At 58.5% G+C, this 12061-nt stretch carries 11 protein-coding genes; 6 read left to right on the plus strand and 5 right to left on the minus strand.

Going from position 1 to position 12061, the window contains the following annotated elements; translation table 11 throughout:
- Window positions 1–130: 130 nt before the first annotated feature.
- From recA to V8J84_RS12785, 4 genes are all read left to right on the plus strand, one after another.
- Window positions 131–1201, plus strand: a complete 1071-nt coding sequence (gene recA / locus V8J84_RS12770) for a recombinase RecA (RefSeq protein ID WP_339931714.1) — start codon at window positions 131–133, stop codon at window positions 1199–1201.
- 138 nt (window positions 1202–1339) lie between these two features.
- On the plus strand, window positions 1340–3991 hold the full coding sequence (gene alaS, locus V8J84_RS12775) for an alanine--tRNA ligase (RefSeq protein ID WP_339931716.1): 2652 nt from the start codon (window positions 1340–1342) through the stop codon (window positions 3989–3991).
- 4 nt (window positions 3992–3995) lie between these two features.
- On the plus strand, window positions 3996–4280 hold the full coding sequence (locus tag V8J84_RS12780) for a DUF1330 domain-containing protein (RefSeq protein ID WP_339931718.1): 285 nt from the start codon (window positions 3996–3998) through the stop codon (window positions 4278–4280).
- A 21-nt stretch (window positions 4281–4301) separates the two neighbouring features.
- On the plus strand, window positions 4302–4763 hold the full coding sequence (locus V8J84_RS12785; protein WP_339931720.1) for an MOSC domain-containing protein: 462 nt from the start codon (window positions 4302–4304) through the stop codon (window positions 4761–4763).
- 3 nt (window positions 4764–4766) lie between these two features.
- Here the strand turns inward: V8J84_RS12785 and typA are convergent, their stop codons facing one another.
- Both typA and V8J84_RS12795 read right to left on the minus strand, forming a co-directional pair.
- Window positions 4767–6584: a translational GTPase TypA gene (gene typA / locus V8J84_RS12790; RefSeq protein ID WP_339931722.1), complete on the minus strand. Its 1818-nt coding sequence runs from the start codon at window positions 6582–6584 to the stop codon at window positions 4767–4769.
- Window positions 6585–6726: 142 nt separating this feature from the next.
- Window positions 6727–7062 carry a DMT family transporter gene (locus V8J84_RS12795; protein WP_339931725.1) on the minus strand — a complete coding sequence of 112 codons (336 nt, stop codon included), beginning with the start codon at window positions 7060–7062 and terminating at the stop codon, window positions 6727–6729.
- A gap of 110 nt (window positions 7063–7172) precedes the next feature.
- On the opposite strand from V8J84_RS12795, the gene V8J84_RS12800 reads away from it, so the two are divergent.
- Window positions 7173–7877 (plus strand): VIT1/CCC1 transporter family protein, encoded by a 705-nt coding sequence (locus V8J84_RS12800; protein WP_339931727.1) that lies wholly within the window; start codon window positions 7173–7175, stop codon window positions 7875–7877.
- On the opposite strand, the gene V8J84_RS12805 is transcribed toward V8J84_RS12800, so the two are convergent.
- Window positions 7874–8485, minus strand: coding sequence for a YitT family protein (locus tag V8J84_RS12805; protein WP_339931729.1), 612 nt, complete (start codon window positions 8483–8485; stop codon window positions 7874–7876). The two genes, V8J84_RS12800 and V8J84_RS12805, sit on opposite strands and share 4 nt — an antisense overlap.
- 296 nt (window positions 8486–8781) lie before the next feature.
- Between V8J84_RS12805 and V8J84_RS12810 the strand changes: the two genes are divergently transcribed.
- Entirely contained in the window at window positions 8782–9858 is a 1077-nt protein-coding gene (locus tag V8J84_RS12810) for a hypothetical protein (RefSeq protein ID WP_339931731.1), read from the plus strand.
- A 59-nt stretch (window positions 9859–9917) separates the two neighbouring features.
- On the opposite strand, the gene V8J84_RS12815 is transcribed toward V8J84_RS12810, so the two are convergent.
- Both V8J84_RS12815 and V8J84_RS12820 read right to left on the minus strand, forming a co-directional pair.
- Window positions 9918–11126: an NADP-dependent isocitrate dehydrogenase gene (locus V8J84_RS12815; RefSeq protein WP_339931733.1), complete on the minus strand. Its 1209-nt coding sequence runs from the start codon at window positions 11124–11126 to the stop codon at window positions 9918–9920.
- Window positions 11127–11218: 92 nt separating this feature from the next.
- Entirely contained in the window at window positions 11219–11992 is a 774-nt protein-coding gene (locus V8J84_RS12820) for a hypothetical protein (RefSeq protein WP_339931735.1), read from the minus strand.
- Window positions 11993–12061 lie beyond the last annotated feature (69 nt).

The raw sequence follows: 12061 nt of genomic DNA on the forward strand, positions 1-12061 counted from the left end.
GATTTTAGTTGAAATGTTCTCTTTTTGGTCCCATATGGTAAACAAGAACACAAAGAGAACATAAAGCAGTGAATGGCACCCCGCGACCTATGGAAACCTCGGGCTGGCTGTGGAATAAGGACAGGACATTATGGCAACGGCAGATCTCCTTCAAATGACAGACAAGAAAACAGCCGACAAACAAAAGGCGCTGGATAGCGCTCTGGCCCAGATCGAACGTCAGTTCGGTAAAGGCTCCATCATGACGCTGGGCGCGGGTAATGCGATGCCCGACATCGAGGCGACCAGCACAGGTTCGCTGGGTCTGGATATTGCGCTCGGTATCGGCGGCCTGCCAAAGGGCCGGATCATCGAAATCTATGGCCCTGAATCGTCGGGTAAAACCACACTGACCCTGCACGCCATCGCGGAAGAGCAGAAAAAGGGCGGCGTTTGCGCCTTTGTCGACGCGGAACATGCGCTTGACCCCACTTACGCGAAAAAGCTGGGCGTCAATCTGGACGAGTTGCTGATCTCTCAGCCCGACACGGGTGAACAGGCGCTTGAGATTGTGGATACACTGGTCCGCTCCGGCGCTGTCAGCATGGTTATCGTCGATTCGGTCGCGGCGCTGACGCCGAAGTCTGAACTTGAAGGCGACATGGGCGACAGCTCGGTCGGTGTGCATGCGCGTCTGATGTCACAGGCCATGCGCAAGCTGACCGGTTCGATCAACCGCTCTGGCTGCATGGTGATCTTCATCAACCAGATCCGGATGAAGATCGGCGTGATGTTTGGCTCGCCCGAGACAACGACAGGCGGTAATGCGCTGAAGTTCTACGCATCCGTGCGTCTGGACATCCGCCGCATCGGCGCGATCAAGGACCGTGACGAGGTGGTCGGCAACGCAACACGCGTGAAGGTCGTGAAGAACAAGGTGGCGCCGCCATTCAAACAGGTCGAATTCGACATCATGTATGGTGAAGGTATCTCCAAGAACGGCGAACTGCTTGATCTGGGCGTAAAGGCCGGTGTGGTCGAAAAGTCCGGCGCGTGGTTCAGTTATGGCGACGAGAGGATCGGGCAGGGGCGTGAAAACTCCAAAACCTTCCTGCGCGAGAACCCGGCGATTGCCCACGAGATCGAAGACAAAATTCGTGCCGCCCACGGGCTCGATTTTGATGCGGATATGAATGAAGACGCCGATATCGTCGAAATCTGATTTTTCAGTTTGCTTTATAAGAAGGGCGTCGCGTTTGCGGCGCCCTTTTTGCTGTGAATTTGGCTGCGCTGTGGACAGTGGGCAGGCCCGCAGCTATCTGATGAAAACAACAGTATTCGCAATCTGAAAGCCGCCCCAATGACCAGCCTTGCTGACATTCGATCCACGTTTCTGAACTTCTTTGACAAGAACGGCCATCAGGTCGTGGCCTCAAGCCCACTTGTCCCGCGCAATGATCCGACGCTGATGTTCACCAACTCGGGCATGGTGCAGTTCAAGAACCGGTTTACCGGCGTCGAAGCTGGCGATTACCAGCGCGCAACAACGTCTCAGAAATGCGTGCGGGCAGGGGGTAAGCATAACGATCTGGACAACGTGGGCTATACGGCGCGGCACCACACGTTTTTTGAAATGCTCGGCAATTTCAGCTTTGGCGACTATTTCAAGTCCGAGGCGATCCCGTTTGCGTGGGACTTGCTGACCAAGGATTTCGGCATCGATAAATCGCGCCTGCTGACCACGGTTTATCACACGGACCAAGAGGCGTTTGATCTTTGGAAAAAGATTGGTGTGCCCGAGGACCGGATCATCAAGATCGATACCGATGACAATTTCTGGCGGATGGGCCCGACGGGGCCGTGCGGTCCTTGCACCGAAATTTTCTACGACCACGGCGATCACATCTGGGGCGGCCCTCCAGGGTCTGCGGATGAGGACGGGGACCGCTTTATCGAGATTTGGAACGTCGTCTTCATGCAGAACGAACAGTTCGAAGACGGCACGATGAAGCCGCTTGAGATGCAGTCGATCGACACCGGCATGGGGCTGGAACGGATCGGCGCGTTGCTGCAAGGCAAGCACGACAACTATGACACCGACCTGATGCGCGCCCTGATCGAAGCATCTGCGCAGGCCACGTCTGTAAATCCTGATGGCGATGGCAACACGCACCACCGCGTGATTGCGGACCACCTGCGCTCCACTTCGTTTCTGATTGCAGAAGGCGTGCTGCCGTCCAACGAAGGGCGCGGTTACGTGTTGCGCCGCATCATGCGCCGCGCGATGCGTCATGCCCATTTGCTGGGCGCGAAAGATCCGGTGATGCACCGTCTGGTGCCGGAGCTGGTCAAGCAGATGGGCGGGGCTTATCCCGAACTTGGGCAGGGCCAGCGCTTGATCGAAGAAACGCTGCTGAACGAGGAAATCCGCTTCAAGCAGACGCTGGATCGCGGTCTGAAACTGCTCGACGATGAGGTGAGCAGCCTTGGCGAAGGCGACGATCTGCCGGGTGCTGCTGCGTTCAAGCTTTACGATACATACGGCTTCCCGCTGGATTTGACGCAAGATGCCCTGCGTGAACAGGGGCGCGGCGTTGACACAGACGGTTTTGATGCGGCGATGGCCGAGCAAAAGGCAAAGGCCCGCGCGGCTTGGTCCGGCACCGGCGCGCAAGCGGATGCGACCGTCTGGTTCGATGTGGCTGACAAGCACGGCACAACCGATTTTTTGGGCTACGATACGCTGACCGCTGAAGGGCAAATTGTCGGTGTTGTGGTAGATGGGCAAGTCGCAGACACCGCCACCGGCGAGGTGCAGATCGCGCTGAACCAGACGCCGTTTTATGCCGAAGCAGGCGGTCAGGTTGGCGATGCCGGTACGATCACCACGGAAACCGGAACGGCCCAGATCACCGACACCAAGAAGGTGGCTGGCGTTTATATCCACATCGGGACGGTCACGCAGGGCGAGATCAAGCGTGGTCAAGCGGCCAGCTTGTCGGTCCTCACAGACCGCCGCGCGCAGGTTGAGGCGAACCACTCTGCGACGCACCTGTTGAACGAGGCGCTGCGTAACACGCTTGGCGACCATATCGCACAGCGTGGTTCACTGAATGCACCGGATCGCCTACGGTTTGACTTCAGCCACACCGCCGCGTTGACGCTGGACGATCTGGATGCTGTCGAAAAGGAAGTGAACGCGCTGATCCGTCAGAACGGCGCAGTTGAGACGCGCATCATGACCCCTGACGATGCCCGCGCCATGGGTGCGCAGGCGCTGTTTGGCGAAAAATACGGCGATGAGGTGCGCGTTGTGTCGATGGGTCAGCTTGACGGATCGGGCAAGGGCACATCCGGCAACACATATTCGCTTGAGCTTTGCGGCGGCACGCATGTGCGCCAGCTTGGGGAAATCGGTGCTTTTGTCACCCTGGGCGATAGCGCATCAAGTGCCGGTGTCCGCCGGATTGAGGCGCTGACGGGGCAGGCGGCCTTGGATTATCTGCGCGGTCAGGATCATCGTTTGGCCGAGACCGCTCTGGCCATGAAGGTGCCTACTGCGGATGTGGCGGAGCGCGTGAAGGCCCTGATGGACGAGCGTAAGGCGCTGACCAACGAGGTGGCACAGCTACGCCGTGAACTGGCGATGGCGGGTGGGGCTGGCGAGGCAGGTCCCACGCAGGAAGACGTCAATGGCATCTGCTTTATGGGACAAGTCATGCAGGGCGTGTCCGGCAAAGACCTGCCCGGACTGGTTGACCAGTTCAAGGACAAGGTCGGTAGCGGTGTGGTGTTGCTGATCGCTGACACAGGTGGCAAAGCCGCGATTGCGGCAGGTGTGACGGCGGATTTGACCGCAAAGGTATCTGCGGTAGATGTACTCAAGGCGGCAGTCGCGGCCCTTGGCGGTAAAGGCGGTGGTGGTCGCCCTGATATGGCGCAGGGTGGAGCAGCGAGCGCCGATGCGGCGGACGAAGCGATCGCCGCAGCGCGTAAAGTATTGGAAGGATAGTATTATGTCGGCACTCTGGATTGCGCATGTCACCGTGACGGACGAGGCAGCATATGGCGAATACGCCAAGCGGGCGACGGGCGCGATTGCCGATCATGGCGGTGTGTTTCTGGCGCGTGGTGGAGCCTACGAACAGCTTGAGGGGCCGGATCGCCCACGCAACGTGGTGGCGCGGTTCCCAAGCTTGCAAGCTGCGCACGACTGCTATTATTCCGATGCGTATCAAGAGGCGCTTGGCTTTGCCAAAGGGGCAAGCCAGCGGGAGTTGAGCATCGTCGAAGAAATCTGATCGTTGCTAACGCTGGGCGAGATGCGCCGCACGCATGCGCAGGCCGGACGGCTTGACTGGATCGGGTTACGACCTGCGCGGTATGCGGCGCTGCTGACACCTGCCACGGCAGAGGTGACGGAGGCAGGGCTTCGGGGCGATCATAGCCGCGCCGGAAAGCGTGCGGTGACGCTCCTGCAGGCCGAACATTTGCCTGTCATTGCTGCCCTTGCAGGGCTGGACAGCATTTCACCACATGATCTGCGCCGAAATCTCTTGATTTCAGGCATCAACCTGCTGGCAATCAGACAGGGCCGGCTTCGGATCGGTCAGGTTGTGCTGAATATTGAAGGCCCGTGTCCGCCGTGTTCGCGTATGGAAAAGACGCTGGGGCGCGGGGCATACAACGCGATGCGCGGGCATGGTGGGTGGTATGCAAGTGTGACAACGCCCGGCACGATATCTGTCGGAGATAGCGTTTTGCCGGGCGATGTCGAAAGTTAGGGCTTAGCTGGCGCGGGCCTGACGCTTACGCTCGTGTGGATCAAGATAGCGCTTGCGCAGACGGATCGCGTTTGGCGTGACTTCAACCAATTCGTCGTCGTCGATATAGGCAATCGCCTGCTCAAGCGACATGGTGACGGGTGTTGTCAGGCGCACGGCCTCATCCGTACCGGATGCACGCACGTTGGTCAGCTTTTTACCTTTGAGCGGGTTCACTTCCAGATCGTTGTCGCGGGAATGCTCGCCGATGATCATGCCCTGATAGACGGCTTCCTGCGCGCCGATGAACATCTTGCCGCGATCCTCAAGGTTCCAGAGGGCGAAGGCCACGGAAGAGCCGTTTTCCATAGAGATCAGAACACCTTGGCGGCGTCCGTCGATCTTGCCCTTATAGGGGGTCCAGCCGTGGAACAGACGGTTCAGAACGCCCGAACCGCGTGTATCCGTCAGGAACTCACCATGATAGCCGATCAGGCCACGTGACGGGACGTGCGCGATGATGCGAGTTTTGCCAGCGCCTGCGGGCTTCATCTCGGTCAATTCGCCTTTGCGCGGGCCTGTCAGCTTTTCCACGACAGAACCGGTGTATTCGTCATCCACGTCGATGGTGACTTCTTCCACGGGCTCCATGCGCTGGCCATCTTCCTCGCGGTAGATCACTTGCGGGCGCGAGATCGACAGCTCGAAGCCTTCGCGGCGCATGTTTTCGATCAGAACACCCATCTGCAATTCACCGCGGCCCGATACTTCAAAAGCATCACCACCGGGGGTGTCTGCGATTTTGATCGCGACGTTCACTTCGGCTTCTTTCATCAGACGGTCGCGGATCACGCGCGACTGCACCTTCTTGCCGTCCTTGCCGGCCAGTGGGCTGTCGTTGATGCCAAAGGTTACAGTAATGGTAGGCGGATCAATGGGTTGCGCGGGGATCGGATCGTCAATGGAGACATCGCAAAGCGTGTCGGCCACGGTGGCCTTTGTCATGCCAGCGACGGTGACGATGTCGCCCGCTTCGGCCAGATCAATAGGCTGCTGGCCCAGACCGCGGAACGCGAGGATCTTGGACACGCGGAACTGCTCAATCTTTTCGCCTGTGCGCGACAGGGCTTTGATCGTGTCGCCTGCTTTCAGTGTACCAGCCTCAACACGGCCGGTCAGAATACGACCGATGAAGGGGTCAGCCGACAGGGTTGTTGCCAGCATCTGGAACGGCTCGTCCTTGCGCGTGATCTGCTTGGGCGTTGGCACGTGCTCTACAATCAGGTCGAACAGGGCGTCGAGATTTTCGCGTGGACCATCAAGTTCTGCATCACACCAGCCAGCGCGGCCAGAGGCATACATGGTCGGGAAATCAAGCTGTTCGTCGCTGGCTTCAAGTGCTGCAAAAAGGTCGAACACGTTGTCCACAGCGGTGTCGGGATCGCCATCAGGCTTGTCGACCTTGTTGACAACCACGATGGGATTAAGCCCCAACGCCAATGCCTTAGAGGTCACAAATTTGGTTTGCGGCATCGGGCCTTCGGCCGCATCAACCAGCAAGACGACGCCGTCGACCATGGACAGAATACGCTCCACCTCGCCACCAAAATCGGCGTGGCCGGGGGTGTCGACGATGTTGATGCGCGTGCCTTTCCATTCGACGGACGTACACTTGGCAAGGATCGTGATCCCGCGCTCGCGTTCGATATCGTTGCTATCCATCGCGCGTTCGGTCACGGCCTCGTTTTCGCGGTAGATGCCGGATTGCTTGAGAAGTTCGTCCACCAGCGTGGTTTTGCCGTGGTCAACGTGTGCGATGATCGCGATATTGCGAATGTCCATGTGTCTGTCTTTCGTCGGGAGTTTCGGTGCCATCCGGGCACGAATTTGACGCGCGGATACCGCGCCCGACGCCCAAAGGAAACCCCTTAAAATGCAGGTGTGATATGCGTGCACTGCGCGTGCACCGGACGTGCACTGAATATTAGTGTGTTGTGGACGACGACAGCAGGTGGATCACAAGGATGCCGCCGATGATCATCGCCAGCCCAAGGATCGCCCACAGGTCGAGCTTTTGTCCAAAAACGATAAACCCGATCACCGCGATCATCACGATCCCGAAGCCGGACCAGACCGCATAAAGGATTCCCACCGGCATGTATTTCAGCGCCAGCGACAGCAGATAAAACGCCGCCGCATAAGATATCACGCACAGGACAGCCGGCCAGAACCGTGTGAATTGCTGACTGGCTTGCAGCGCAGTGGTGCCGACCGTTTCAAAGATCACGGCAAATATCAGGGCAATGTAATGTGTTGGCATGTGGCGTCTCGCTGTGTGGTGGGGGAACCCTTGCAGGCCTTTCATCCGAGGGCAATGGCGCTTTGTCTGCAAACTGCTAAACTGGTGGTATTCCAAAACCGGAGCCGAAGATGTCCGAAATTTCCGCCCACTCAGATGATCCGCATTATGTCACCCGCAACAACTGGCTGCGCGCCGCTGTATTGGGGGCAAACGACGGGATCGTGTCCGTGTCATCCTTGATTGTCGGTGTGGCGGCGGCGGACCCAGAGCCACAGACCGTTCTGATCGCTGGCGTCGCAGGTCTGACGGCGGGTGCGTTGTCGATGGCGGCGGGCGAGTATGTGTCAGTGTCGTCGCAATCAGATACCGAGCTTGCTGATATTGAGCGCGAAAGGGCCGCGCTGCGCAACGATCCCGAAGGCGAAAAGCGTGAGCTGGCCGAGATTTGGGAGGATCGTGGGCTTAGTCCGCAGACAGCGGCGCAAGTCGCACAGGAATTGCACGACCACGGCGCGCTTGAGGCGCATGTGCGCGATGAATTGGGACTTTCCGACATCCATACAGCCAACCCGTTACAGGCCGCCTGGGCCTCTGGCCTGACGTTCAGCATCGCAGCGGCAGTGCCATTGCTGGGCGCGTTCTTTGCGCCCGCAGGTCAGATCATTCCGGTTGTGCTGGTGGTCACGGTCTTTGCGCTAGCGGCCTTGGGCGCGTTAGGGGCCAAGGCGGGCGCGGCACCTGTTTTGCGGGCCACCATGCGGGTCGTGATCTGGGGCGTGTTGGCGATGGTGGTGACAGCCGCGATTGGGTCGCTATTCGGAGTCGCGGTTTAGGTCGCGATGTAGCGATCACGGCGATGATTGAACGTGATGATCAGGTTCAGCACCACCGCGCCTAGCAGGGAATAAACCACAATCGCTGGTGGAAAGAGGAAGAATGCGACGCCAAAGATGATAACATCCGCGATCAGCTGAACGTAGCCCGCGCGGAAACCGAACCTGTCCTGCACATAAAGCGCCACAACGCCAAACCCGCCCAGGCTGCCGCCATGCCGGAACATCGCCAGCAAACCCACGCCCGTCAGACACCCGAACAGGACAGCCCCAAAGGCGGTGTCCAGATGGGCAATGGCAATGCCCAACGGCAGGTATTCGGTGATGATTGATAGCAGCGTCACGGAAATCAGCGATTTGATCGTAAACTCCAGCCCGATCCGGCGATAGGCGAGCCAGTAGAACGGCAGGTTGATCACGAAGAAAACCGCGCCGAATGACCAGCCTGTGAGGTAGGATATGATGACGGCGATCCCTGCGGTTTGTCCTGTCAGCAGGCCTGCATGGGTGAGAACAAGCAGACCCACACTACACATGAAAACGCCAAGCGAAATGCCTTGGATATCATCAAGGCGCGAATGGCGGAGGGTGGGGTCAGATTGATGCATGGGGTCCAGATAGGACAGTTATGCTGACCTGAAAAGGGCAAAGTTGGTTTCACGCGGCTGTCGTACGTTCGCCATAGATTGGACACGGTATACGTGTGGAGTCAGACCAACGACAATTGACACAGGATACGGCCGCGATGACGCTTGGTTTCCTTTTAACGCTCGCGATGGGGTTTGCCGCATGGGTTGGCTTGCTGAACCGCACACCAGGTCCCGCAGAGCAGAATCTGATTATTTCACATAAAAACAGATCTGTAGCGGCCTCTTTTTATGTTATGCGCGGCCCGCAGCAGTTTATGAGCACGCTGAGCAATTATGTGACGCGGTTCAGTCAGCGCTATGACGGTGATGCGGTCGATCAGGCGGCCTTTTGGAACCTGATGGCGATGGGCCTGTCGGCGACCGTGCTGGCGATGCATCTGGGCTGGCTGTGGTTCGGGATCGGAAGCTTTGCGGGATGGCAGTTCTTTGCGGGAGATGCGGGTTTTGACACCAAGGTGCTTCAGACGCTCGTTTATGCCGCGGCCTGCGGGTTGTGTGTCTATCTGGCCTGTGACGCCCGCAGGTTGACGCAGCTTTGGCAAGGGATGCTGGGCAAGGTAAGCGTCGTTTTCACGGTGCATTGGATGGTGTCGGCGATTGCGGCGGGGGTCACTCTGGGATTACTTGCGGCGTTCGGGAACACCGGCCTGATCTACTTTCCGGCGCTAATATTAATCACGCGCTACGTGGGTGGCTGGTGGTTGTCGGTGATGGTCGCGGTGATCCTGTACGCACAAACTGGCGGCGGTGGTCCGGCAATGGCCGTTCTGATCACATATGGCTGCGCTGTCGGTGCGATGGCGTGGATGGCCTTGCGGATCAGCGTCGAGATTTACGCTTATGCCAACTGGAACGATGTCGGGAACTTGAAAATCGTGGGCGCGATGGTCGTCACAGCTGTGATTGCGGTGCTGTGCTTTGTCGCCACACCCGGCCTCTTGGATATGCTGGTGCAAAAGCTGCTGCGCTTTCCGGTCCTGCCGGAAAGCTTTGCCAACGCATGGTCGACTGCGAAAAGCGACGTCGGGCGCTGGGGCGATCCGATGGTGGTTGTCATGGCCGTCGCGGCGACGCCGGTGCTCGTGCCGTTCGCTTCATTGCTGGTCTTTGGCATGGGGGCCGCATTGGGCAATGTGATGCCAAGCGCGGGGATCGTGCGCAATAAGCTGCGAGGGCTGGCCGCAGAACCCACGCCGATGGAATTCCACATGATTCTGAGCGCGCGACAGGCAGCCTATTGGCGCGGATACGCGCTGGCCACGGTGATCGGGCTGGTCTGTGGTAGCTTTTGTTTCACCGTGGGATTGGTGACGATGGCGTTTACATATTAGGCAAAAATAATGGCCGCCCGCGATCTGCGGACGGCCATTATTCGTTGTATCGCAACAGTTTACATCGCGGCGTTCAGGTTCTCGTCGATCTTCTCGAGGAAGCCTTCTGTTGTCAGCCACTTCTGATCGGGACCAACAAGCAAGGCGAGGTCTTTGGTCATGTGGCCGCTTTCCACGGTGTCCACGATGACCTTTTCCAGCGTGCTGGCAAAGTTCATCAGCTGCTCGTTGCTGTCGAGTTTCGCGCGGTGCTTCAGGCCACCAGTCCACGCAAAGATCGACGCGATGGAGTTGGTCGATGTGGCTTTGCCTTCCTGATGCTGGCGGTAGTGACGGGTCACGGTGCCGTGGGCTGCTTCTGCTTCAACGATCTTACCATCGGGTGTCATCAACTGCGATGTCATCAGGCCAAGCGAACCGAAGCCCTGCGCAACCGTGTCGGACTGCACGTCGCCGTCGTAGTTCTTACAGGCCCAAACGAATTTACCGGACCACTTCATCGCGGCGGCGACCATATCGTCGATCAGGCGGTGCTCGTAAGTGATGCCAGCGTCTGCGAACTTCTGCTCGAACTCTTCCTCAAACACCTTCTGGAACAGATCCTTAAAGCGGCCGTCATAGGCCTTGAGAATTGTGTTCTTGGTGGACAGGTAGACAGGCCAGCCAAGGTTCAGACCGTAGTTCATGGATGCGCGGGCAAAATCGATGATCGACTGGTCGAGGTTATACATGCCCATGGCCACACCGGAGGCAGGCGCGTCGAACACTTCCTTTTCGATGACGGTGCCGTCTTCACCAACGAACTTCATCGTCAGCTTGCCGGGGCCGGGCATCAGGAAGTCGGTGGCTTTGTACTGGTCACCGAATGCGTGACGGCCAATGACAATCGGGTCGGTCCAACCGGGCACAAGGCGCGGGACATTTTTACAGATGATCGGCGCGCGGAACACAACACCGCCAAGGATGTTGCGGATCGTGCCGTTCGGCGAACGCCACATCTGCTTGAGGCCAAACTCCTCAACGCGCTGTTCGTCCGGTGTGATGGTCGCACATTTGACGCCAACGCCGTATTTCTTGATCGCTTCGGCGGCGTCCACGGTGATCTGGTCGTTCGTCTCGTCACGGACTTCCATGCCAAGGTCATAGTATTTCAGGTCGATATCCAGATACGGCAGGATCAGTTTGTCCTTGATGAACTGCCAGATGATGCGTGTCATCTCGTCGCCATCAAGCTCGACGACGGGGTTCTCTACCTTGATCTTGGTCATGGGGGCCTCTTTCACGTGTGACAATAGATTGCGTGCGTCCTAGCGCAAAAGACCGTCAGGTGAAAGAGTGTATACGATGGTATGCCAAAAATTTATGTCAACGACGCTACCGGTTTCCGACGCCAGCCAAGCCATGCCGCCGCGGCCAATAGCATCCAGCCGCTTGCTGGGAGTGGAACCGGCGATGGCGTTGGCGTTGGCAGCGGAATTTCGACGTCGTCGTTTGGCGTGTGATAACCGCCATCAGCGCCAGCAGCTGTCAGCATAAAGATTGATCGCGGGCCGCCGCCGGTGACGGGGCGGATTGGCGTATCGGTCACGCGGATCGGAATGCCCCAAGGGGCAGGGGTCAAAAGCCCTGTCGTGATCGGACGTCCTTCGCGGCTGGTGGGTGGTGTCAGACGGCGAATGGTGCGCGAGCGTTCAATAATCGGCGGCCAGAACTCGGCCACCGGATCAAGCGGGGTGGGTCGCACGGGGCCTGCGATTACAGGATCGGGTGTCACATCAGGCGGAAACGTCACCTCGCGGCGGCAATGATCTGCGTAGCGGGCATAATAATCGTCCCATTCGCCGCTGAAGCGGGCCAGAATCATTTCTGTGCCGGTGATGTTGGAAAGCTCGCGTGGTGTCAGGGCTCTGGCGCAGGGGTCCGGCAGACACGTCCGTGGCAGGCGGGTCTTACCGGTCAACGAAAAGGCAATAGCAGCACTGCCGTCGTCGGCCTCTTCCAGATAGGATGACGGGATACACTCATAGCCAAGCGGATCACGGTCGAGCAGTTCCGTGATGCTGACAACGCCTGCGAAGGTTGGGGTCGCACAGATGGCCAAGCCCGCAGTCGCAAATGCGGCGGCTAGGGTCATGCACGATGTGATCCAGCGCGGGTGAGACATGTATCGGGTCGGTCCTTGGTTTGTGACACCACGCGAGCG

This window comes from Yoonia sp. 208BN28-4 (genome assembly GCF_037543925.1).
GTDB lineage: Bacteria > Pseudomonadota > Alphaproteobacteria > Rhodobacterales > Rhodobacteraceae > Yoonia.

Excerpts from the sequence above, each read along its gene's own strand:
- recA (WP_339931714.1), top strand. The coding sequence starts at position 131 with ATGGCAACGGCAGATCTCCTTCAAATGACAGACAAGAAAACAGCCGAC.
- alaS (WP_339931716.1), top strand. The coding sequence starts at position 1,340 with ATGACCAGCCTTGCTGACATTCGATCCACGTTTCTGAACTTCTTTGAC.
- V8J84_RS12780 (WP_339931718.1), top strand. The coding sequence starts at position 3,996 with ATGTCGGCACTCTGGATTGCGCATGTCACCGTGACGGACGAGGCAGCA.
- V8J84_RS12785 (WP_339931720.1), top strand. The coding sequence starts at position 4,302 with ATGCGCCGCACGCATGCGCAGGCCGGACGGCTTGACTGGATCGGGTTA.
- typA (WP_339931722.1), bottom strand. The coding sequence starts at position 6,584 with ATGGACATTCGCAATATCGCGATCATCGCACACGTTGACCACGGCAAA.
- V8J84_RS12795 (WP_339931725.1), bottom strand. The coding sequence starts at position 7,062 with ATGCCAACACATTACATTGCCCTGATATTTGCCGTGATCTTTGAAACG.
- V8J84_RS12800 (WP_339931727.1), top strand. The coding sequence starts at position 7,173 with ATGTCCGAAATTTCCGCCCACTCAGATGATCCGCATTATGTCACCCGC.
- V8J84_RS12805 (WP_339931729.1), bottom strand. The coding sequence starts at position 8,485 with ATGCATCAATCTGACCCCACCCTCCGCCATTCGCGCCTTGATGATATC.
- V8J84_RS12810 (WP_339931731.1), top strand. The coding sequence starts at position 8,782 with ATGAGCACGCTGAGCAATTATGTGACGCGGTTCAGTCAGCGCTATGAC.
- V8J84_RS12815 (WP_339931733.1), bottom strand. The coding sequence starts at position 11,126 with ATGACCAAGATCAAGGTAGAGAACCCCGTCGTCGAGCTTGATGGCGAC.
- V8J84_RS12820 (WP_339931735.1), bottom strand. The coding sequence starts at position 11,992 with ATGACCCTAGCCGCCGCATTTGCGACTGCGGGCTTGGCCATCTGTGCG.